Source organism: Brakhagea baltica, assembly GCF_052161605.1.
In the GTDB taxonomy this organism is placed as follows: Bacteria; Planctomycetota; Planctomycetia; order Pirellulales; family Pirellulaceae; genus JBKCUI01.
The window spans coordinates 2,701,439-2,724,111 of record NZ_CP197409.1; the positions used below are offsets into that span (position 1 = coordinate 2,701,439).

Below are 22,673 nucleotides of genomic sequence, written 5' to 3' on the forward strand. Positions count from 1 at the left end.
TCTACGGTGTCGGGCAATGCGAAGCGAGCATGCGTGTGAGTAAAGCAATTTTAGGAACAGTAATCTTCGCTAATCAACGCTAATCCTAAACCAAAGGTTTGACGAAAAGGGTTAGAGGTGAAGTTTGAAGGGTGAAAACGGGGCGGGGTGAGGGGCCTGCGCGCAAACGCAGTTATGATAAAGTAATGGTCCTTTCGGTTTGGCTAGCAACCTCAGGAGGCATTCTCGATGTACGATCATCTTCTTATTGGCATTTTTCCTACAAACGATTTCGCCTACAAAAAAATCTTCGGCTCACCAGCCAACGAACGAGTCCTGATCAGCTTGCTCAACGCCATCTTGAAACTGCCTATACCGATTACCTCTGTCACGATTCAAAACCCTTTCAACTATCAAGACTTCTACGAAGACAAACTATCGGTGCTCGATATCAAAGCGGTCGATCAGGATGGAAATATCTACGATATTGAGATGCAACTCGAGGTCCATCTCGGGTTGATTCAGAGGATTGTTTTTTATGGATGCGAACTCTACTCGGGGCAGCTGAAATCAGGGGACGACTACTCGAAATTGAAACCGGTTTTTGCTATTTGCTTGCTGGAAGGGACTTTGTGGCAAGATTCCGATCGGGTGCATCATGCGTTTCGCTTGGTGGACCAAGAAACCAATCGTATCCTGAAGGATACGATGGAATTTCACATTTTGGAAATGGGACGGTATAATTTAGGAGAGAGCGATCTGGCAACTGCTAGTACTCTGGAGCGTTGGCTGTACTGGTTACTGCACGCCCATAAGTACACCGAGGAAGAGCTGATGAAGCTTTTTCCGGACGAAGAGTTTCAGCAAGCCACCCAATCCCTGGTGTCTATCAAACGAGTTACAGAGGACAAGCAAATGTACGATGCAACGGAAAAAGCCCGCCGGGACCGGCAATGGGTCATTAACGCTTCGCGAACGGAGGGCGAGATCGAGGGCAAGATCGAGGGCAAGATCGAAGGTAAGATCGAAGGTAAGATCGAAGGTAAGATCGAGCTGATTCGTACTTTGGAGGGGCTTCTAGGAAGAGTACCGACCGATGAATCGCAATTAAAATCGAAATCACTCGACAAACTCCAGCAGATTTCGACCGAATTGCAGTCTGAACTGCGAGAGCGGAAAGCAATTTAGGAACAGTAATCTTCGCTAATCAACGCTAATCCTAAAACAAAGGGTGGACGAAAAGCGTTAGTGGTAACTGTTCCCGTAGTTTTGCCCCTCTGTGATTAGTGGCAATTAGTGTTCGTGATCCACGACGGCGTGGCGGGTAAATGGCGATGCGCCGGGTCTTCAGAACGTCATCGGTCCACTTACACAAGTTCATTGAAGCCGTAAAACGGCGAACCTCCTAGCTCTCCACTGACCTCGCGTAAGTGGAAGCACGACTAACTGGCTAGACCGCCTCGCCCCTCAACCGACTCCGGCTCACCACCGAGTTCACTCGGTGGGAGCGTGACTCATCGGCTACGCAGCGGTGCCCCGAATCGTCAGCGCGGTCTCTAGCCAGCCAGTCATCCGCTCCATTGAGGCAAGCTCAATGGGGGCGAAGAACGCGGGTATCGCTTCGCGTTGCTAGCCAGCGAGTCATCGGTCCACCGACGCAAGGTCGGTAGAGCCGTACGATTTACCCGACGGGCCTTTATTTGGGCTTGGTCTTATTAACATCCCTCGCCCTGTCTCACCTTATCAATAAGCCGCTTGATCGACGCTGCTATGCCGCAGGAGCGATGTCCTTTGAGCCTTGTTTAGACCTCATCGCTACGACCACGATTCCTAGCCCGATGAAGATTAACTGAGCTGCTACCCAAATACCCAATGCCGCGAGAATCTTCCCCTCGAAAGCTCCGTAAGCGTGAAGACCAATACCCAGTTGATTCGTACCGAACATGGACCAGGCGGTGATAATGTTGCCAAAGATCGCCAGATTGGCAAATCCGAGGGCACCTACCAATCGGTCCCATCTCGCGTGTAGTAGCAATGCGTTCCACAGAACGATCATCAAGGCTCCATTCTCTTTCGGATCCCAACCCCAGAATCGGCCCCAACTATCGTCGCCCCAGAGACCACCCAAGACGGTGCCCACAAAGCTAAAGAACAATCCAAAGCAGACTACGGCGTAGGTAATGCGATATAAAACGGCGATATAATCGTTGTACTCGTTGGCAGTCGCCGAATCCCGCCCTGCGATAGCAGCGATCGCTGCTGCCACGACGATCGCGATACCAAATAACCCAGCAAAGAACGTCGCGCTATATCCTAACGTGACCGAAATCACGTGCGTTGACAGCCAAAACTGCGTATCCAAAACCGCTTGCAGAACCGGCGTGGTATCACCCGTGTCGAGCCCCTGCGCCACTAGCAAACTCAAATATCCCGCGGTCGACGCCACGACCAACGAAACTCGTATCGGATAGAATAATTCGGACACGATACAGAACAGAACCATACCCCATCCTATGAAAATGGCGGCAGAGTACAGACTAACGACAGGCGGACGTTCAGAAATAACAACCCGTGCCCAAATGCCGTAGGTTTGCAACAAGAACGCTGCAATGCAAAGTGCTAACGCAACGACTCGCAATGATCGAGGCATCACCGCAAAACTAGCAGTCGCGAGTATACCTAGGAGCAGAAAGAGTCCCCTGCATTTTGCGAACAAGTCGGTGCGCTGAAATTGATGTTCAAAAGCGACCTTGTCAGTCCGCATCACTTCGTTGCCGTGGGCCTGGACCGCAGCGACACGAAACTCCTCGACAAGCTTGTTGATCTTGGCTCCCTGGGTCTTGTTCTCCTGATAAGCCATGCTCAACTGAATGAACTTCTCCAAGGCCAACATGCTATCCGATTTCTTATCCTCCAACGCCTTGGGGAGCGAGTCAAAGAAAAGGGGACCGAATGCATCCCAATTTAACGGGGGAGCACGCTCACCCTCTGCGACAACCGCTTGAGTAAAGGACGGTAGAATCGTCGGTCCTTTGGCGTTTCGCACGCGGGAGACTCGGTCCTCAAGTTCACGCAACTCTTGTCTGAGCGCACTTATGTCTCCGGATTTGATACTCTCCGGTGCAATCGGTCTGTATGCATCAAACAAAGAGTTAACAATGGAAACCTTGTTCAACACCTCCAACAGCTTTTCGTCCTCAAAGGGAAGCTTCTTCTCCCGATTCTGACTGGCTTGAATGATCTTCGTCATGCGAGGCCAAATCGCTTGCAATCCGTCAACGATATCGTTGTAAGAATATCGATTCGATTTCACCCGCGTTAATCCCAACGCACCGGTGACCTCAGGTGCATCAATGCGAATGAGAGGATTCGAGCGAACCCAATCCTCCGTCATCATGACGTCAAAAAGCCATTGCGAAGCGGATATTCGAACTTCCTTCGGCTCCTTCCCTTCCCCCTGTTGCTCAAGCGTCAAGGCATATGGTTTGTTCGAAAGGATCTGAAGTATTTCAGCACCAGCCGAGGAAAGCGGCTTGACCCGCCCGCCATAGTTAACGGTCAGCTTGCCAATAGCATCGTAGTCCACCTTTTCTCGATCCGTCTTGGGGGGCAAGAAGATGGAATAGCAATAAGCCAGCAGCAGGAATGAACTCACACAACCCGCTATCCACGCGGTTCGCTTCGATTTGGCTTTCGCCGTTACGTTTACCTTGGAGAGCCCAGAATTGCCCATCACAAGCTTCGTCGTATCACTTTCGTCTTTTACAGTCGGGATCGCGATAGCACCTCGCTCATATCGCAAAGCAAATCGGGCAAACGTTCCCCCAAAATGAAAGAGCATCCCGAGTCCCACCAACACGCAAGATACATAGGGAATTAGCCAGCCTGCGTTAGTAACAACTTGAAGCACCGTTTGCTCGACCCCGTAACTGCTTCGTTCGCGAGGTATGTAGCTGGATTGGTAGAACGTTTCACCACGGAAACGGAGTGGACTGTTCATCCAGACACGTCCTTCCTGTAGCACGTTACCTTCTAAATCTTTGATGGTGATGTAAGAAGAATAATCCTTGGGGATGGCGGTGTTCGTGTATTCTTCTAGAACAACGTCGTCGAGTGTTACCGTGTAATCTTTGTAATTCCGACGGAACTGAAGCCCGATTTCATAGGTCTTCGACGCTGCCTCGATTTTGTCGAATAGCTTCATCGAGACAACTTGCTCATCGTTCAACCATTGGCTTGCGAGATAACGCCCCAGCTCCTGTTTGTCAGATTTGTTGATCAGCGTGTAGTAAGCGGACGAAATATTGGACTCGCTAGTGGCCCCTCCCGCTTTCGGAGCATCCTGAACCTCCCAATCTTTGATCAACCCGAGCATGCTGGCTTCCGGTGAATCGGCAGCCGGTGCCTGGGCGCGGGATCGCATCGTGCTGTTCTCCATCCACTTGTCGATGCGAATGGCGAATGGCAAGCCGTCTACTGTCAGCTCTGTTCCATTGCGAGCGGAATCGCGAAGCATATGCTGATTAAAGGCCACGACCCGATCTCCATCGTCAGGGCTGCGGTCGATCACCACGAGCTCCACGGTATCGATCTCCGCCACCATGCTGGTTTGCTGCCCCTCCACGATGGACATGCGTTCTTCGCGCTGTGCATCTCCGAAGATGAACTGGCCCACCATTAGCAAGCCTACCCCGAAGTGAATGAGCACATTCCCACCGCGTTGACCGAATAGAATGGTCAATCCTGCGAGAAGAACAAAGCCAACCCCTAGACTCTTGGTCAACTGCCAAACGATCCTCAAGCCGGGATCTGGGATACGATAAGCGTCTCCCGTCCAGAGCAAGAACGCACTTACCGCCGCAAAGATGGCCGCGGTCGAGATCCCTGTATAGAGAATGACCTTGTTGGTTGGCTTGTACAAAACCAACCAGCCAATGGTGAGCAAAGTCAATGCGTGAGCAGACCATACCGTGCCGGTCCACAACAGGTCATACGAGAAAGGTGGCTCTCCCTGCAAACCATCTCCCAGGTGGGCACTGGCCACCACCAAACCGACTAAAGCAAAGCCTATGAGCGTAACGAACAGCCCTCCCCAAAATCGTTTTCCGCGAGCATGCATTTTGAACCGCGTCAGCTTGGCTGCAAAAAGATTGATAAGCAGGATCAAACCAATCGCAGCACCGCCTGGCATCAAAAAGCCATACGGAATCGGGTTTTCGTGATTCCAGATCGTTACCGGGACAAACACGTCAAAAGGGACGTAAGCCACCCAGCTATTGAAGTACTGGCGTTTCACGTCGACGATCGTTTCCTCGTCCTGCGCTAGCGTACCAACCAATAACAAAAGGGTTCCTAGTCCGAACATCAACACGGCGATGCGAAGTGATCCCAGCGCCTTTAAGACTTGCCAGAAGATGGCATTGGCGTCGAGCGTTCCGGCAGCAGCGTTGCGGGCGGTGAAGGTTCTATTGGCTATCGATGACATATGGCTCTCTACTCCCAACGCAACGAATGGATGAAGCGAAGAAGGTTTTCGTTTTGATCTTGGGCTGTCTGTACGGAAGAACGTAATTTAACGAAGATGCTCAAACCCTGGTCGTTAACCGGAATCGACGCAATCACTAAACAATTTGCGTCGGGCTCGTCTGAAGCAGCCAGTCGGTAAACCCGAGCCTGCTTGTCCCCTGCGGGGATGAGTTCGGCATCCGCCACGGCTTTTTCTGCGAGCCGATCGTTAATCTCGGTTTCGGAGCTTTTGGTAACCTGCTGTGCCCACATCTTGCAGTTCTCGAGGGGGACATCCAACGCTTGACTCACCGCGACCTCGGTATCGCTGTCCTCAGAACCTATGCGAAAAGAAGCCATCCGATATGGGCTGCCGGGCTGCGCGATCCAGCCCTCTGGAGTTTCGTATTGCAATCGCGGAGGAGCCCCTGACGAGGAAGCGGGCATTCCGCCACCCGAGGAAGCAGCGGTTGGAGCCCCGGATCCAGAAGCCGCACCGGCTGACGCTCCCTCCCCTTTGGGAATGCTCCCGGATGAAGTGTGCGAACCGTCCCGGTCAAAAATGTAAGCCGGAATCGCGGACTCGGGGCGATCTACACGCGCAAGCTGCGACTCCCACTCGTCGACCGATTGCTCCCCTAAACCGACTTGTCCGTTCCAGCGATCCAATTGCTCTTTGAGATAAACCCGCCACTCCGACTCAGATGAAGGTGCGTTGAGCTTGGTGACCGTTATCACAACTGGTTTTTCGTCCCTCGCAACTGAGATCTCAATCTTGGCATCGGCAATGCTATCGCCAGGAGCTAGCTGCCAACCAGCCGGCAAATCGAAATTCGGCTGAAACGTTTGCGGATCGACCGTGAATTTGGCAACGACATCTGCAAAATTGCCTGCCGCCGCGTCGATTCTGGAGATCGTATCGGTAATCTTCAGGAAGTAGCCATACCCGAGGTACGGGAAGACGGCCCCCAAGATTCGCTTTTGCTCCATCGGAATAGAGCTGGCCCTCATGCCAGGCATCCCCAAACCGCCCGACGATGCTAAACCCGGGGCCCCCGGCATTTTCGGAGGCTGCACGACGAACACGGACTCCTGCTTCGGAGCAGTGTAAACCCTCGGCTCATGCTGCTGCTGACAAGCCGCCACCGAGACCAGTCCAAGGCAGGCCAAGAGATAACGCTTGCAAAATTTCGTGGGATTTGACTTCAAGGGAGGTTTTCTCTGTATTCTTCTAAAATTAGGATTCTTTACTTAGGCCGATCTCAATTAAAAATCTTGCTAAAGGTCAACGGGACCTGGGCCTCCAGGTAATCTGGCGCTATTTGTAATCTGGCCCTATTTAAGGTGGGAGGGCGTTCTATTCGCGGGCAAAGCCATTAATCGGCCAGTTCGACCGCCAAGCGTCCGAGAATTATAGGCCTTATCGTCGTTCTTACGACACAATAGTACGGTAGGTTTTCCAAATATGAAGCATGGGAGGTTGACCGAAGTACCGGATATCTCCAAGATTCAAGGCAAATTCCCCGTTCCACTTCTAGGACCTGTGTCCCTGTGCCGCACCTATTTGAAACAACTTCCTTCGCAGGACAAATGATTTTGCTTGGAACCGGCACCAGCGTCGGGGTGCCTGTGATCGGTTGCGGCTGCTCCGTCTGTCGGTCTCCGAACCCTCGCAATCATCGGACACGGTGCAGCGTCGCAATCGGCTTACCCGACGGAAATGTCCTGATCGACACCCCTCCCGATCTACGCAACCAGCTCTTGCGAGAGAGCATCGGCGTCATTCACTCGGTGATATTCACCCATGAGCATGCGGACCATCTGCACGGCATGGACGATTTGCGATTGTTTCCGTTTCTCATTGGGGGAGCCGTACCGGTTCACGCGACGCAGAGGGTTCAGAAGCGAATCAAGCAGGTTTTCGATTACGCCTTTGAAGACCGAGAGCCAACACATGCGGGAGCAGCCCCCAAATTCGATTTGAGAACGATCGATTTAGAGCCATTCGAAACGATGGGGGGCGTATTCACTCCCGTGCCGATGTCCCACGGGCCTTACTGCGATGTGCTGGGCTTTCGATTTGGCAACGTGGCTTATTGTACCGACACGAATAATATTCCCGACAGCAGCATGGAGCTGCTTCGCGGCCTGGATTGCCTTGTGATCGACGCCCTTCGCTACACGCCTCATCCCACCCATTACAACGTCGAACAAGCTCTCGAGGTAATTGCCCAACTCGAGCCTAAGCGAGCCTACCTCACCCATTTGTCCCATGATCTGGACTACGAGGCCGCGAACGCTTTGCTTCCCGACCACGTCGAGCTCGCGTTCGATGGTCTTAGAATCCCTCTGACATGATCGACAACACGATGGAATCGACGGAATCGACGTTGGAAGCCAGCATTCAATCCGCCATCTCGATGCTGACTCATGACCTGACCGCAGCTAAGTCGGGACAGCCCTATTGGTCGGGAAAGCTATCCGACTCTGCTCTCTCGACAGCGACGGCGATCAGCGCTCTGTCGGTTTGTCGCCAAACTACCGGTACCGACCGATTCGATGCACTTATCGAACTCGGTTCTAACTGGCTTGCCAAGGCACAGAACGACGATGGTGGCTTTGGTGATACCGACCGATCTTTATCCAACATCGCTACCACGTTGCTCGTCTTGGCTGCTTGGGAACTGGCTGGCCACTCGGTACGCTTTTCCGGCCAAGTGACCTCAGCCTGGGATTATGTCAACCGGCTCGGAAGCTGGGAGGGGCTCCGTAAACGCTATGGCAAAGACAAGACTTTCGTTGTGCCGATCATGACGAACTGTGCTATCGCCGGCTTGATTGGCTGGAAAGATATTCCCACTCTTCCCTTTGAGGCTGCCGCTCTGCCTCAGTCATGGTATCGATTTGCGAAGATGCCGGTCGTCAGCTACGCCGTCCCCGCATTGGTCGCAATCGGGCAAGCTCAATTCGTCCACAATCCTCCTAGAAACCCCATAGCCCACTTAGTCCGCAACCTGTCGCGTGAACGCACGCTCCGAGTGCTCGATTCCATGCAGCCCGAGAGTGGTGGCTATCTCGAAGCAACGCCTCTGACTAGCTTTGTACTGATGAGCTTGGCGAGCATCGGACAAGCAGCCTTGCCCGTTTGCCAAAACGCGATTCGGTTTCTCGAAGACTCAGCTTCCGATGAAGGTAGCTGGCCCATCGACACGAACCTAGCAACCTGGGTGACCTCTCTTACCACGACAAACTACTACGCTTCGCTGCAGGAGTATCCAACCAGTTCTAGTTGTGACGAACAAACCGATGCACCGAGCCTCACCACTCTTGACAAAGCTTACGATCCTAGCAAGCTCGCCCAGGACTGGACCGATACGATCGACTGGATCCTTTCATGCCAACATCGCATTCGGCATCCGTTTACCGGTGCCGATCCAGGAGGATGGGGCTGGACCGATCTGAGCGGTTCGGTTCCCGACGCGGACGATACTCCAGCGGCACTCTTGGCCTTGCGAGACTACGTCGATCATCATCCGGCCGAATTGAATAGGGTCATCGAGCCGGTGACGCAAGGATGCCGCTGGCTACTATCCCTGCAAAATCGAGATGGCGGCTGGCCAACGTTCTGCCGAGGCTGGGGGCAGTTGCCATTTGATCGGAGCGGCTCAGATTTAACGGCCCACGCGATTCGTGCCTTGTTTGTTTGGCGGGACCAACTTCCCGAGGCCATGCAAAGATCGATCTCGACATCGATCCAAAAGGGCTGGAAATACCTCCAAAAACACCAGCAAACCGATGGTAGCTGGCTCCCTCTGTGGTTCGGCAACCAAGATCGAGTTGAAGAAGACAACCCATTTTACGGAACCGCCAGGGTCTTGCTGGCGTACTCCCAATGTGGCCGAGCCGAGGACCCGTGCGCCGTCGCCGGTGTTAAGTTCCTGCAAAGTCAACAAAACAGCGACGGAGGCTGGGGTGGCGGTGCGTCGATCTGCTACCCTAAGCCAGATGACGGAGTGTACAATCCAAATCTCACGGCCGGTAAGCAATCACACGCGAACGTCAGCACCATCGAAGAAACCGCAATAGTATTAGAAGGAATCATGGCTTGCAGTGGCAAAATGGTGGACTCTCGCATTATAATGAGGGGCCTCGAGTGGTTGTCACAGGCAATTCATTCTGGGCATCACCACACGAGCCAACCCATCGGCTTCTATTTCGCGAAGCTCTGGTACCACGAACGTCAATATCCTCTCGCGTTCTCACTCAGTGCACTAAGAAAAGGACTTGAGTTTTGTCAACGGTAACACAACCCGCTATCGCCAACACCGAGATTGCAGCCACAGGTAAGAGCGAGAAGAAAACACGCCGCAAGACCAGCCACCTCAAATTAGTACCGGAGACGAAAGAGCTTCGAGAAGCACTACGGGCTAAGTGCGCAGAGGTCGCTGGCAAACTCAACAAAGATCTGCCCCCCACCAAGGATCAGCTCGAACAGATTGCTCGACGGGCGCTCGAGGAAGCGAACATGCCCGAGGGGTATGTTGGATGGGCGATGGTCATGATTTCCTCCGAATTCTTCCGAGACTCGGTAGCATCGATTCCTCCCAGTCGCCGTTTGTTCCTGTTGCCGCACTGCCTCAAGCATGCTGAGGGATGCCCAGCAGACTACGACGAATTCGGGATGGATTGCAAAAAGTGTGGAGCGTGCAGCATCGCAGACTTTCGCACCATGGCAGAAGAGATGGGGTACAAGGTGCTGGTCGCCGAGGGATCCCCGGTTGTTCTCAAGATCATCGTCAGCGGCTATGTCGACTCGATTGTCGGTGTGGCTTGTTTGAATGTCTTGGAAAAAGCCATCGACAAGATTCTGCTTGCCGGAATTCCGTGCATGGCGGTGCCGTTGCTATCGAGCGATTGCCGCAACACCAGCGTCGATGAAGACTGGGTTCGGGATATGATCTTGACCATGGCTCCTGCTGCCGAGCAGCAAACCAAATCGTATGTTCACCTGATGCGTGCCGCGAGCGAATTATTCCAGCAACCGCAGTTGAACGATCTCGTCGGTCGGCAACGCAGCCAGCAACCGATTAGCCAAACCGCAGCTAATCCGCTGGAAGGGATCGATCCAATCGCCGCCACCGAAGCGATCGCAACTGACTTCTTAGCCCGAGGTGGCAAGTACTCTCGTCCGTTTATCACTTTGGCGGCATACGATGCTATGACAGGGGGGAACGCAACTGGTGCTGGTGGACCAAACGTCGTTCAGAATCTTTCGCGAGGTGTTCGCTGTGCAGCTATGAGCATTGAATGCTTCCACAAAGCGAGCTTGGTGCACGACGACATCGAGGACAACGATTCCTTCCGATACGGCGTTCCAGCGGTTCATCAACAGTTTGGTTTGCCCACAGCGATCAACATTGGAGATTACATGATTGGCTTAGGTTATAGGCTGATCGGTCGTGAAATCGAAACCATAGGAGCGGCTGCTGCCGCCGACATTTTGAATTGTTTGTCGTCAGCCCACATGCGACTGGCGGAAGGACAAGGAGCAGAGTTGCTTTGGCGCGACGCATCGGACAAACGGCTCGCTCCTATCGATGCCTTGAAAATCTATGCACTCAAGACAGCCCCTGCCTTTGAGGCAGCACTCTACACCGGCATACGGCTTGCCGCTGACGCCGCAGCCTATACCGAGCCAGTGAAACTTTTCGCTCGCAACATTGGTGTCGCGTTCCAAATTATCAATGATCTTCAGGACTGGTATGGAGACAATGATAACAAGCTCGGGACTGCGGGCGATATCCTCGCAGGTCGGCCAACCATTCTGTTGGCGCTGGCTTTGCAATCGTTGAATGCAGAGGACCAAGCGAAATTGTTGAGCATTCTCGATTCTGCATGCGAACTTCCGGATAATCTCCGGATTGTGAACGCTCGTGAGTTGCTCGAGAAGGGGCGTGTGTTTGAGCAAGCGGAAAAGCTCATCGAGAAGCACCGTGAGCGGGCAGTCGATATAGCTCAGGCTATTGAGCCAGAGCCATTGCGTCGTCTCATGTTGTACTTAATCGATACCGTGCTAGACCAATCAGCGATTGTTAAGGAGCAGCACGTACACGTACCAGCTCTCCACACCATTCAGATAGGATTGACTCCGGTCCAATGAGCCAGCCTCAGATGGAATTCTGCGGCGACGAGTGCTTGAGCGCGGAGTCGCTGATTGGAATCTATTACGACCAACCTCGGGATTTGGCATCATTCCGTTATCTACCGGCGCTCGAGGTTCCGCAGCCGTACCGTGGGCTACTCGCCCACGAGAATCACATGACGGTGACCGTGGAGCGATTTCACCGAGACACGGTCGATGTAGAGGTTTTGCGGGATGATTTCAAAGAGAGCGTTTACCATCGCGAGATACTTTTGAAGACGCATCATACTGGCGTCGTCGTGCAGTATGGCATTGTGCGGTTGTTCCCAAAGTTTCTTCCGGAGAAGGCACTGCAAGAAATCCTAGCTCGTCAGAAGCCACTGGGGCGAGTGTTGATTGAGCACGACGTGCTTCGGCACATTGAGTTGTTCGATCTTTTGCAAGTGCGCTGTGGACGTGTTTTGGCTGATTTTTTTTCTGTCCCGATCGGCACTAAGACCTACGGTCGAACAGCGATCCTGCATTGCAACAACGAACCGGCTATTGAACTTCTCGAGATCGTACGGCCATAATCGAGGATTAGTCTGTTGTATCCATACCAGCCCGCTGCGTAAGTAAAGGGAACAAACGGGCCGTCTATATGGCATTTCTAAGGAGTCATCGCTACTGCCGATTCGCATTGCTGATGGTCTTATCATGGACCGTAATGACGTTCACACATGAGATGGGTCATATTGTGGGTGGACTCTGTGGTGGTGGGAAGTTGACTTCTGCCAGCGTTGTGCCCTGGCGGATACCATACAGCATCTTCGATCCGGATCCGTTTCCTTTGGTCACTCTTTGGTCAGGTTTAAGTTTCGGAGCTATGATGCCGGTAATTGCGGCGACTGTGATTAATCGGCCTTCGGTCTGGTTTGTTGCCCATTTCTGCCTGCTTGCCAACGGCAGTTACATTGCGGTCGCTTGGCTAACCGGAGATAGTTACTTGGATACAGCGAGGCTATTGGCCCATGGAGCGAGTCCGCTCTCGATCGCCGTTTATTGCATGATCACCATAGGCTGGGGATATTTCGGTTTTCGAAACTCCTGCATACGAGAACTAAGTCTCACTGTTCTCGAGCGATGATCGGGCAGCAGACGCGAGATCAGCGGAGGCGGGTATACGATTTTTTCAGGGGCTGATTACCTTCCTGCAATCTGTCTTATTTCAAGCACCAATGATCCAATTCCAATTCCAAAGAGAATCAAAACGCTGAGAACAAGAAACAAATCAAAGATCTTGGAAGGAGTTAAGCCGGGACGACAGCCAGTCCATCGGAAATGCAATGCTGCATAACCAAGCATCGGTAACATAATGGCCTGAGCTGCACCACTTAGTAATACGAGCTTGGTAGCTGACTGAACAATCCAGTACATCAGCAAACAAAGAAGGGGAAAAACGAAGCTCAGGATCTTAACCATACGACGCTGCGCAGCCTCGTCCGTTTTGGCTAGTCCTATGATACCCATCGCATCCGCAAACGTCCGAGCATGACTGGCATTGGCAACATAGAATGTGGAATACAAAACAAACAATGCTCCTACCAAAAAAATACTCTTGGCCATACCACCCAAAACCGGTTCGTACATCATCGAGAGGGTAATCAGGAGCTTGCTCCCCTCAGGCACAATTCCGGCCCTATGCAAAATACCTGCTCCGAGCACAAAGAATGCAATGGTCGCTACGGTATAAATAACCATGGAGAACCAGATGTCGGCCTTCATGACACGTAGCCAGCCACGCGCGCGATTGGTCCACGCCTCCGAACCATCGTAAGTACCGGTCTTTTTCGCATAACCCTTCTCCAAACACCAATAGGGATACTGTATCAGTTCCGCTGCTCCGACACCGATGATGCCGATCGTGGCAAATGCGATCATAAGTGCGTTTTTTCGATCACCCTCGGGCAATCCGAAACTGAGCCCATCAATCCAATCTTGCGTGGAAAAACTCCAAGCCGGAATGAACTGTAGACCAATCGCATTTCCCAAGGTCACCAGCGTAAAGACTGCGACCATGACGGTTGCAAACCCCTGGATAAACCGATACCCACCCCATACCAGCATCAGCGAAGTACCGAACGCAATCGGTGCAGCCCAGATCAAATCATCGCGATAGACGAGTTTCGCTTCGAGTGCCTCCTTATCGGTTGGCTCTGGTATCGCCAGATAATCGCGTAGGAAGTTTCTACGACGTTCTAAAATTTCCGCTTGAGTCGACTCGCGCTCAGTATCCCAAGCAATCGGCAGCATGCTCGCTTCTCGTTCAGTCTTCCTAGCAACCTCTTCGATTTGCAGCTTCGTTTCTAACGCGATGATGGCTTGGCTTTCTTTCCCTTGTGCGGTGATGGGAGCGACTAAGGCCAATGCCTGTCCCACGCCACCAGCGATGCCACCTAACTGACCAATGCTCAGGAACCACATAACAAACCAATACCAGACGATCCAATTCCCCTTCCCCTCGACTCGCGGACCGGGAACGGTATTCAAAGCGGTAAGAGTTGGCATGCCATGCGCAATCGTGAACCGCCCGATTTCTATTTGAGCAAAGACCTTAATCACACAGCCTACGATGATAAGCCACAACAGGGACAGCCCTGAGTTAGCCCCGGTCATGGTAGTGGCTATCAGTTCTCCGGAGCCTACGATGGACGCCGCGATGATGAGGCCGGGCCCTAGATGGGAAACGATCCCCCAAAACGTACGAGGGGGATCGGAAATGGCGATTTCGTGCTGCGGAGAAGACATCGGCACAACGATTTGTTAAAGGTGGGAGGCGGGGCTTGTGAGTGAGCCACCCAGTATAAGTCCCCTGGCAGGGCTGTATGCGGGCACAACGACCGTCTCAACTAAAAAATCTTCTGATTAGAAGGGGTGAAGGGTGAAGGATCGGTCCGCTGACGCGAGGTGGATGGAGCCGGAGGAAGGGGGGATTTGCTCTCCATTGAGCTTGTCTCAGTGGGAGCGTGACTAAGGGGCTAGAACGTCACGGCCCCCCAACCGCCTTTGGCTCTCCACCGAGTTGACTCGGTGGGAGCGTGACTCGTCGGCTACGCAGCGGTTGTTCGGGGTGTTGGTGCGTGCTTTAGCTAACGAGTCATGCGTTCCACTGAGCAAGCTCAGTGGGGGCGAAGAACGCGCGGGCGTTGTTTGAGTCTAGCCGGGGAGTCAGCGGTCCACTGACGCGAGGTCAATGGAGCCGGAGAACCGATGGGCGGTGGAGAGAGAGGCCCTCACCGTATGGCTCGCGACATTACGCTCACATTCAGGGGGTTATTCCGATGCGACGTTGACGTAGACTTTGAGTGCAGAGTTATCCTCCACCAGCAACCGCATCATTTCTTTGTAGTTCTCAAGACCTGCCACGGGGTTAGTGAGAATCTTTTCCGAGACTCCAGGGTACATCACTTCACCCAAAGCAAGATCCTTGATGCCGGACTCAAAGTGCTCGCGATTGGCGTTGACGCTGCCAACCAGCAACTTGTTACCGAGCACCCACTCTATATTGATCTTGTCCGATGGAATCTCGGTATGATGCTTTCCTCCCGTGATACTGGTCCAAACGAGAACCCCGTTATGCCCCAAAGCTTCCATTGCGTTAAAGGCAATCTTGGAGGAGCCCGTAGCATCGATGATTAAATCGGCTTTGCCCACTTTCTTCGCTAGATCTTGAAGCGAAGTCTGTTCAGTGGAGATGTACGTCGCCTCCATTCCTTCGACAATCGAGCTCTTGAGATGCGGCCCCTTGGCACGAGCCAGTGTAAAGACTTCGAGCCCTTTAAGACGAAGCACGAGAGTGGAAAGCAAACCAATTTGGCCAGCTCCGAGCACAAACGCACGCTTGGGGCTCCAAACTTTCATCCGTCGCTGCGCTTCGAAAGCTTGTTGAATCGCTTTGGCGGCGCAACTCATCGGTTCCATGAGAACATGCAAGTGCTTTAGTCCTTTTGGAACACGGACGATATAGTCTTCATGATCGACAAAGAATTCGGTGAGATATCCATGCAAGAGGTTGATGCCTCTCTCATAGTAGATCTCTTCGCTCGTCATGTCGTAGGTACCAATCTTATCGTAGATCGATCCGCCAGGACGTCGCACTGTGGCGGTGACGTAGTCCCCTGGTTTCACCGAGCGAACGTTTGGGCCAACGGCTTGAACAACACCGAACGACTCGTGGCCCAGGACTAAATAATCATCCCCCGGAGGTGCGTTGCCGTAAAGGGCGTCATTGATTTCGCGGTCCGTCGCATCGACGCCGACCTTGAGCACTTTGACCAAGATCCCTTTGCCGTCAGGTACCTTGTCCAGGCTAGGCATAGGAACATCGCGTTCGTGGACGCTATGAGGAACTCCAGGCCGTACGGCAATCGCTTTCATGGGAAATTCGGTAAGGTGTTAGGAAGCAAGGATACTCGATGGAAACGGCGGTTGATTTTCCGCCGAGGTTGGCAAAAGAGTATAGTCACTTTCCGAGATTGCGTAATGTCGAATGAGGGTGATGGACGGTGAAGTAGGTGGAGCCCTACCAGAGGTCTCGCGCCCGTACCGCTTTAGTTGGGGGCGTTACGAGTAGAAACGAAAAACGGCCGGTTGCCCGGCCGTTTTGTATTCGATCGAGTTTTGTATTCGATCGAGTTTTGTATTCGATCGAGTTTTGTATTCGATCGAGTTTTGTATTCGATCGAGTTTTGTATTCGATCGAGTTTTGTATTCGATCGAGTTCTGTGTTAGCCTAGTATCGGTCTCTTCCACCGCCACCGCTGCCACGGCTGTTGTATCCGCCGCCATCTCCTCGGTCACGATCTCGGTAGCCGCCGCCACCTCCGCCGCCACCGCCACCACGACGTCCACCGCCGCCTCCACCACCACCGCCGCCACCGTAAGATGGCTTCGATTCTCGCGGACGAGCTTCGTTACAAGAAATTCTTCTGCCCCCGACCTCTTGGTCGTTCAAGGCCTCAATTGCCGCCTGAGCCTCATCTGCATTCTTCATTTCGACGAACGCAAAGCCTCGGGAACGTCCGGTCTCTCGGTCGTTGATGATACTAACCTTAGTCACCTCACCGAAACGACTGAATGCATCACGAACTTCGTCTTCCGTCGCGCGGAACGAAAGATTTCCCACATAAATATTAACCACGAAACCAAACCCTTTACGACAACGCCATCTTTCGCCTGCAACGGAACGGAAGACGACGAAACCAAAAACTGTGAGCAAGTCGTTAGAGAGAATTGAGCCAACACGGTTGGACCATCCCTGCTGATACTGCTCCCAAAAACCAAACCATTGGAGCGTCAACCACGTCAACTATTAATCCAAGCGTAAAAAACGCCCGAATTTGAATAGCAGGTTGGCAAACCTAAGGCAAACAATACACCGATTATCGGAACTGGAGCATACCGAGTCAACTGACAAAATTCCGAGATGTTGGGGAAAAGGGGGGAGGAAGTTTGAAGGGTGAAGTTTGAAGGGTGAAAGGTGGGGCGGAGGGATCTTTGGCAAGATCCACTACGTAGTTGCGGTGTTACGCTGGGTAGTTGCGGTGTTACGCTGGGGCTGCGAGGAGTACGGGGACGTCTTCGCCTACGGACCAACTCTTGAAATCGCTGGGGTCGCGATGGACTTTGCGGTAGACGGTGTCTCGCTCTAACGGTTCCCGACCTGCCTCGACTATCAGTTGCTTGATCTGCTCGACCGATAGCATTTCCGGCGTGGTCGCTCCTGCGTCGTGATAGATCAACTCGTGCCGGACAGTTCCGTCAATATCGTCTGCGCCGTAAGAAAGAGCGGTCTGCGCAGTCCCGATCCCGAGCATGATCCAGTACGCCTTGATGTGAGGAACATTGTCCAACATCAGGCGACTAATCGCCATAGTTCGCAAATCCATCAATGCCGACGGTTTCTTCAAATGCGATAGCTTTGTGTTCTCAGGATGAAACGCGAGAGGTATGAACGTCTGGAAGCCACCCGTCTTGTCTTGTAAATCTCGAAGCTTGAGCAAATGATCGATTCTGTGATAGGCTTGTTCAACGTGCCCGTACAGCATCGTGCAGTTAGTCTTTAAACCGACTTCATGCGCGGCCTGATGGATCTCGAGCCACTTGTGCGAGTTAGCCTTATGCTCGCAGATTTGGTCACGCACCTCTGGATGAAAGATCTCTGCACCACCACCGGGCATGCTGCCCAACCCTGCATCTCGTAAGTCTTGCAAGATGTCTTTCAAGGAATTCTTCGTCAAGAACTCAAACCAATTGATCTCAACCGCAGTCCATCCTTTGAGGTGCAATAGCGGATAAGTGTTGTGCAAGATTTCGATGATGTGACGGTACCAATCGTAGCCTCGTTGATGGTGCAATCCACCCACGATGTGCATCTCAGTACACCCGTTGTCCACCGCTTCTTGCCCCCGAGCCAAGATCTGCTCATCGCTCATGACATAGCCTTTGGGATCCCTGAGATCCGACCTAAAAGCACAAAAGCGACATCGATACACGCAAACGTTCGTAGGATTGAGGTGCGTGTTGATGTTGTAATACCCAACATTACCGTTGATTCGCTCTCGAACCAAATTGGCCAGCTCGCCCAATTCGTGCAGCGACACCTCAGGGGAATACATGAATATCCCGTCTTCCATGCTGAGCCGCCCGCCCCCCTCGACGGTATCTCGGATCCGTTTCATTCGACTGCGAACATCTGGAGCAATCATGATTGTACCTTTAATTCATCCATATTAACGAGACCACGCATCCACGCTTCCCACCGCGAGGAAGAGAATGCTGATCACTGAGTTCAGTTGAAAAAATGCTAAGTTGATTCGTTCGAGCGATCGATCCGATACCACGCTGTGCTGCCATACGAGAAGCACCGCAATCACGCCGAGAGCAATCCAAAACAGCAGCCCCAGACTCAATTCTGGTACCGCTACTGTCATACCAGCCGCGATGATCCACATCACGGCATGGCTTGCACGAGCCACCAATAAAGCGTTTCGCACTCCCAGTTTGGCTGGAATGCTGTACAGCCCCAAGTCTCTGTCGACGTCGTAATCCTGGCAAGCGTAGATGATGTCAAAGCCCCCCACCCAAAATAAAACAACACCGCCCAACCAAACCGCCGGCATCACGTCTGACGGTTGGACGAGCACTTGTTCGCCCCTCAGCGCAAGCCATGCACAGATCGGTGCCAACATCAGTGCCACACCCAACCAGTAATGAGCGAGTCGCGTAAAACGCTTCGCAAGGGAGTAACCCGCCAGAAAAAGCAGTACAGGGATCGCTGCCACCACGGGGATCGGGTTCGGCCAGAACATCGCACAACCGAAACCAAAAATGATCGCGCACAGCAACGCGAAAGCCCAAACACCTTTTCGCGTGAGCTGACCAGCAGGCAAATGCCTCGCCTGCGTGCGCGGATTTGCAGCATCGATTTTGTGGTCCAGCAACCTGTTGATTGCCATGGCGAAGCTCCTAACTGACACCATACAAATCAGAATGCCGGTCAAATGAACCCAATTCCAACTCAGAAACGTATTGTCTGGTAACGGAACCAAAAACGCCCAGACGGTTGCGAGCAATGCAAACGGTAATGCGAAAATTGTGTGACTAAACCGAACTAGCCCCAGGTACCGACTGATGATTTCTGCGAGAGTAGGCGATTTCGCAAAGGTTTCCACTATTGGCCTCCTCGACTCTCTGCATCATTTTCAGCAGGTGCGTTTTCCAAGGTCGGGCTCGGAGGCACACCCCAACGCCGGATGAGTTGATGCGGAATATCAAAATGATCAAGGATACGGGCTACGATAAAGTCCACCAGATCCAAGAGTGACTCTACGCCGTGATACCAACCAGGTGAAGCAGGCAAGACAATCGCGCCAGCTTGTGCAGCCCGGTGTAAATTCTCCAACTGGAAAACAGAAAGGGGGGTTTCTCTCGGAACTAACAACAGTTTGCGATGCTCTTTCAAATGAACATCCGCTGCTCGGACGACGAGGTTGTTGCTCGCGGCGTGAACGATGCCCGAAAGAGTCGAACCTGAGCACGGGCAAATTACCATACCGCGAGTCAAAAAGGACCCACTGGCGATCGGGGTAAGATAATCGCCGTGATTGTGTATTTGGCACACGGATAAAAATTCCGCCACCTCTGACTCAGCCAGAGGCTCCCATCGAGGCTCTCCAGGCCACGTATAATTTAATAACGCGTTGATGCACCGATCTGCTGGTGAAGCGGGTAGCCGTAGTTCCTGACGAATAACTTCGGCGCCAGACGGGCTGATCACGATGTGTGTAGGAATGCGAGCTCGTGCGGCGCATTGCAATAGACGGGCCGAGTAGACCGCTCCGCTAGCCCCCGTTATGGCTAGGACCAAAGGTAGATTGGTGGATCGGTTCATCTAGTTGTTCCACTCAATGTTTGCTAGCTTCGGAGGCAGGAGCGATAGTCGAACTTGTGTTCGCAGGCATGTGCGCGTCCGGGTTAGGTTTACTACCCAAGTAAAGGGTAACAACACCGAGTGTCATCGGTTGCATCTCGATGTTGATAAGCCCAGATTGCCGCATGATCGCAGCCAAAGCTTCCCCACTTGGAAATTGCTGTACGCTCTGAGGCAAATACTCGTATGCAGCGCGATTATTCTTCGCCATCGCTTGTCCAATACGAGGCAGCACAAACTGAAAATAGGTGTTATACAGTTGTTTGAGCCCGAACATGGTCGGTTTGGAAAACTCGAGGACTGCCACTGTTCCGCCCGGTCTCGTGACGCGAATCATTTCACGGAGTCCCAGTAGGGTATCGTTCACGTTTCGTAGACCAAATGCAACGCTTACGCACTGGAAGTAATTGTCTTCGAAAGGCAACCTTTGGGTGTCTGCTTCTAGAAAGCGGAGCACACCGTGCTCGGGCAAAGCTTTGGTGTGTTTTTCTCTGGCAATATCGAGCATTTGAGGGCAGAAATCGGTTCCGACGACCTCGGTTCCTTTGCCAAGCTTGCGAGAAATCGCGAGAGCCAGATCCCCCGTTCCGGTACAGACATCTAAAACTGGGACTCCTGGCGTGAGATTTAATCGCCGTAAAGTCTTGGCTCTCCAGCGTTTATCAATATTTAGAGACAAGAGATGATTGAGCAAATCGTACCGTGGTGCGATTTGTGCGAACATGTCCCGCACCCGTTCGGAGGATTTGTCTAAAGCCCGCTCGGCGGATTTGTCTGAAAGTGTCGAGCTTTGCATGGGACGAATACCAGTGCTGGTCATAGTGATGTTTCGATGAATCAATTCCTAATGACCGTTGAAACCGCCCTCGGGATAACAGAAGCCGTATTAAAGCTTGAGGCCGAACAGTTCCCCGCTATTTCCGCTACCGGTTCCTCCCTTGAGCGGCCCCTGGTGTTTTTTGACAGCAGGAGTTCTTGGCGCTTCTTCCGCCTCAGGCTGTGCTGCCTTTTTGTTTTCACCCTCTGGCTTGGCTTGAGTGGCGCGGAGGGAGAGACCGATTCTCTGTTGATCTTTTTCCACCGAAAGGACCTTTACCTCGACCTCTTGCCCTTCGCTGAGAACTTGGGCGGCGCTCGCGACGCGGCGATGAGCCAATTCGGAGATGTGAATGAGCCCTTCGATACCGGTGGAGAGTTTGACGAAGGCCCCAAAATTGGCTAATCGGGACACTGTGCCTTTGACAACCGAACCGATCGGAAATCGCGTATCCACATCAAACCAAGGGTTATCCTCGGCAGAGCGATAGGAGAGTCCGATCTTGCCGGTGACGGGATCAATCTTGTCGATTCGGACTTTGATTTTGTCCCCTTCCTGCAAAACTTCGCTGGGATGCTTGATTTTCTCCCAGGAAAGTTGCGTGATGTGTATCAGCCCATCCAAGCCGCCGATATCGACGAAGGCCCCAAACTCCATAAGTTTTCGGACGGTGCCCTCGCACATTTCGCCGACTTCTATGGAGGCCAATCTTTCTTGACGCTTCTCTTCCTTCTCTCGTTCGAGAACCGCCCGATGGCTCAGCACCAGATTGCCTCGCCTGGGGTTGGCTTCGGTAACAATGCAAAGGAGTTTTTGGCCGATGTAATCCGCAGCGGATTCGATACGGAAGACTGAAAGTTGACTAATGGGAATGAATCCTCGGACGTTTCCGACTTTGCATTCCACGCCGCCGGTGTTCGCGCTTTCGATTTTCGCTTCGACAACGGCCCCTTCGTTGAGGTCATCCCAGTCGTTAACAGCAACCGTTTCGCCAGGGATCGCAAGATCGTAGAGACCTTCTTCCGCGTTGAAAGCTCGTATGAGCACGTCAACTTGCAGGCCCGGTTCGGGTGGCGTTTCAAATTGGAGGAGAGGCACGACTCCTTCGTCCGGGCCTCCGAGGCTGATGAAGACGTTTTGGTTGTGGACTTTGATAACTTTACCAGGGTATCGCGCACCATCCTCGAGTCGGCGACCAACCTTTAGGTTGCGATCTCCGATCATTAGTCCGTCGAGGTCAGCGCCGGCCAAGACCTCGTTTAGCAAGGCGTCTTCGTCTTCGGATCGATCGCGGGTGCTGGGCACGGGGACCTTGGGAGTAACCGCAGGTGCCGAATCCTTGTTGGACTTGTAACGTGCGGGCATCGCCTCAGCATCTACTGCTTCGGGAGCAGATTCTTTACTGTGTTCGGGGGATGCAGCAATTTGTTCGATTGTCGTGGGATTTGGGGCACGGTCCCGTTTGCCGGGCGATTCGGGTTTTGCCGTCTGAGCTTCTCGCATCCGTCGGATCGCTTCAAGATTAATCGGGCCGCCCGCTGCTGTAGCTGGGTCGATAGGAGCATTCGAATCGGTCATAAAATCAAGTTATAAATACGAAAAGACATCGAAACAGTACTACATAAGTGTAGCATCAGAAACCCAATATGCACAGACTTGGTTCCTGATGTCTGTTTTTTAAGGACTTTTGGGGCTGGAGCCTTTCCCGGGGGACTTTGCACGTTATCCTTTGACCAGCTTGTGGGGCGGGTCTGGCTATC

General features: G+C 52.8%; 16 protein-coding genes. 6 read left to right on the plus strand and 10 right to left on the minus strand.

Going from position 1 to position 22,673, the window contains the following annotated elements:
- The first annotated feature begins 228 nt into the window (after nucleotides 1-228).
- Nucleotides 229-1,167 (plus strand): Rpn family recombination-promoting nuclease/putative transposase, encoded by a 939-nt coding sequence (locus SH449x_RS09980; RefSeq protein ID WP_482381193.1) that lies wholly within the window; start codon nucleotides 229-231, stop codon nucleotides 1,165-1,167.
- 580 nt (nucleotides 1,168-1,747) lie between these two features.
- Here SH449x_RS09980 and SH449x_RS09985 read toward each other — a convergent pair.
- Together SH449x_RS09985 and SH449x_RS09990 are read right to left on the minus strand one after the other, a co-directional pair.
- The gene (locus SH449x_RS09985) at nucleotides 1,748-5,464 is read right to left on the minus strand and encodes a cytochrome c biogenesis protein (RefSeq protein ID WP_482381194.1); all 3,717 of its coding nucleotides are present in this window, start codon (nucleotides 5,462-5,464) and stop codon (nucleotides 1,748-1,750) included.
- Nucleotides 5,465-5,472: 8 nt separating this feature from the next.
- On the minus strand, nucleotides 5,473-6,693 hold the full coding sequence (locus SH449x_RS09990) for a hypothetical protein (protein ID WP_482381195.1): 1,221 nt from the start codon (nucleotides 6,691-6,693) through the stop codon (nucleotides 5,473-5,475).
- Between the two features lie 342 nt (nucleotides 6,694-7,035).
- On the opposite strand from SH449x_RS09990, the gene SH449x_RS09995 reads away from it, so the two are divergent.
- From SH449x_RS09995 to SH449x_RS10015, 5 genes are all read left to right on the plus strand, one after another.
- Complete coding sequence (locus SH449x_RS09995; protein ID WP_482381196.1) at nucleotides 7,036-7,842, plus strand: MBL fold metallo-hydrolase; 807 nt, start codon at nucleotides 7,036-7,038, stop codon at nucleotides 7,840-7,842.
- Complete coding sequence (locus tag SH449x_RS10000) at nucleotides 7,839-9,788, plus strand: prenyltransferase/squalene oxidase repeat-containing protein (protein WP_482381197.1); 1,950 nt, start codon at nucleotides 7,839-7,841, stop codon at nucleotides 9,786-9,788. The genes SH449x_RS09995 and SH449x_RS10000 overlap by 4 nt, the downstream gene beginning before the upstream one ends.
- Nucleotides 9,776-11,644, plus strand: a complete 1,869-nt coding sequence (locus tag SH449x_RS10005) for a polyprenyl synthetase family protein (RefSeq protein ID WP_482381198.1) — start codon at nucleotides 9,776-9,778, stop codon at nucleotides 11,642-11,644. The genes SH449x_RS10000 and SH449x_RS10005 overlap by 13 nt, the downstream gene beginning before the upstream one ends.
- Nucleotides 11,641-12,198, plus strand: a complete 558-nt coding sequence (locus SH449x_RS10010) for a hypothetical protein (RefSeq protein WP_482381199.1) — start codon at nucleotides 11,641-11,643, stop codon at nucleotides 12,196-12,198. Before SH449x_RS10005 ends, SH449x_RS10010 begins: the two co-directional genes overlap by 4 nt.
- 68 nt (nucleotides 12,199-12,266) lie before the next feature.
- Nucleotides 12,267-12,752 (plus strand): hypothetical protein, encoded by a 486-nt coding sequence (locus SH449x_RS10015; protein WP_482381200.1) that lies wholly within the window; start codon nucleotides 12,267-12,269, stop codon nucleotides 12,750-12,752.
- A 56-nt stretch (nucleotides 12,753-12,808) separates the two neighbouring features.
- Here SH449x_RS10015 and SH449x_RS10020 read toward each other — a convergent pair whose 3' ends face one another.
- The 8 genes from SH449x_RS10020 to SH449x_RS10055 form a co-directional block, all read right to left on the minus strand.
- Nucleotides 12,809-14,413 carry an NRAMP family divalent metal transporter gene (locus SH449x_RS10020; RefSeq protein WP_482381201.1) on the minus strand — a complete coding sequence of 535 codons (1,605 nt, stop codon included), beginning with the start codon at nucleotides 14,411-14,413 and terminating at the stop codon, nucleotides 12,809-12,811.
- Nucleotides 14,414-14,938: 525 nt separating this feature from the next.
- Nucleotides 14,939-16,042 carry a glucose 1-dehydrogenase gene (locus SH449x_RS10025; protein ID WP_482381202.1) on the minus strand — a complete coding sequence of 368 codons (1,104 nt, stop codon included), beginning with the start codon at nucleotides 16,040-16,042 and terminating at the stop codon, nucleotides 14,939-14,941.
- Between the two features lie 355 nt (nucleotides 16,043-16,397).
- The gene (locus SH449x_RS10030; RefSeq protein ID WP_482381203.1) at nucleotides 16,398-16,973 is read right to left on the minus strand and encodes an RNA recognition motif domain-containing protein; all 576 of its coding nucleotides are present in this window, start codon (nucleotides 16,971-16,973) and stop codon (nucleotides 16,398-16,400) included.
- Nucleotides 16,974-17,211: 238 nt separating this feature from the next.
- Complete coding sequence (gene mqnE, locus SH449x_RS10035; protein WP_482381204.1) at nucleotides 17,212-18,372, minus strand: aminofutalosine synthase MqnE; 1,161 nt, start codon at nucleotides 18,370-18,372, stop codon at nucleotides 17,212-17,214.
- A gap of 24 nt (nucleotides 18,373-18,396) precedes the next feature.
- Nucleotides 18,397-19,338, minus strand: a complete 942-nt coding sequence (locus SH449x_RS10040; RefSeq protein WP_482381205.1) for a UbiA-like polyprenyltransferase — start codon at nucleotides 19,336-19,338, stop codon at nucleotides 18,397-18,399.
- Nucleotides 19,338-20,057, minus strand: coding sequence for a UbiX family flavin prenyltransferase (locus SH449x_RS10045; RefSeq protein WP_482381206.1), 720 nt, complete (start codon nucleotides 20,055-20,057; stop codon nucleotides 19,338-19,340). Before SH449x_RS10045 ends, SH449x_RS10040 begins: the two co-directional genes overlap by 1 nt.
- Before the next feature lie 13 nt (nucleotides 20,058-20,070).
- Nucleotides 20,071-20,916 (minus strand): bifunctional demethylmenaquinone methyltransferase/2-methoxy-6-polyprenyl-1,4-benzoquinol methylase UbiE, encoded by an 846-nt coding sequence (gene ubiE / locus SH449x_RS10050; protein WP_482381207.1) that lies wholly within the window; start codon nucleotides 20,914-20,916, stop codon nucleotides 20,071-20,073.
- A gap of 66 nt (nucleotides 20,917-20,982) precedes the next feature.
- On the minus strand, nucleotides 20,983-22,491 hold the full coding sequence (locus SH449x_RS10055) for a 30S ribosomal protein S1 (RefSeq protein ID WP_482381208.1): 1,509 nt from the start codon (nucleotides 22,489-22,491) through the stop codon (nucleotides 20,983-20,985).
- Nucleotides 22,492-22,673: the final 182 nt, after the last annotated feature.

Excerpts from the sequence above, each read along its gene's own strand:
- mqnE (WP_482381204.1), bottom strand. The coding sequence starts at position 18,372 with ATGATTGCTCCAGATGTTCGCAGTCGAATGAAACGGATCCGAGATACC.
- SH449x_RS09985 (WP_482381194.1), bottom strand. The coding sequence starts at position 5,464 with ATGTCATCGATAGCCAATAGAACCTTCACCGCCCGCAACGCTGCTGCC.
- ubiE (WP_482381207.1), bottom strand. The coding sequence starts at position 20,916 with ATGACCAGCACTGGTATTCGTCCCATGCAAAGCTCGACACTTTCAGAC.
- SH449x_RS10015 (WP_482381200.1), top strand. The coding sequence starts at position 12,267 with ATGGCATTTCTAAGGAGTCATCGCTACTGCCGATTCGCATTGCTGATG.
- SH449x_RS09980 (WP_482381193.1), top strand. The coding sequence starts at position 229 with ATGTACGATCATCTTCTTATTGGCATTTTTCCTACAAACGATTTCGCC.
- SH449x_RS10000 (WP_482381197.1), top strand. The coding sequence starts at position 7,839 with ATGATCGACAACACGATGGAATCGACGGAATCGACGTTGGAAGCCAGC.
- SH449x_RS10020 (WP_482381201.1), bottom strand. The coding sequence starts at position 14,413 with ATGTCTTCTCCGCAGCACGAAATCGCCATTTCCGATCCCCCTCGTACG.
- SH449x_RS10055 (WP_482381208.1), bottom strand. The coding sequence starts at position 22,491 with ATGACCGATTCGAATGCTCCTATCGACCCAGCTACAGCAGCGGGCGGC.
- SH449x_RS10025 (WP_482381202.1), bottom strand. The coding sequence starts at position 16,042 with ATGAAAGCGATTGCCGTACGGCCTGGAGTTCCTCATAGCGTCCACGAA.
- SH449x_RS10010 (WP_482381199.1), top strand. The coding sequence starts at position 11,641 with ATGAGCCAGCCTCAGATGGAATTCTGCGGCGACGAGTGCTTGAGCGCG.
- SH449x_RS10045 (WP_482381206.1), bottom strand. The coding sequence starts at position 20,057 with ATGAACCGATCCACCAATCTACCTTTGGTCCTAGCCATAACGGGGGCT.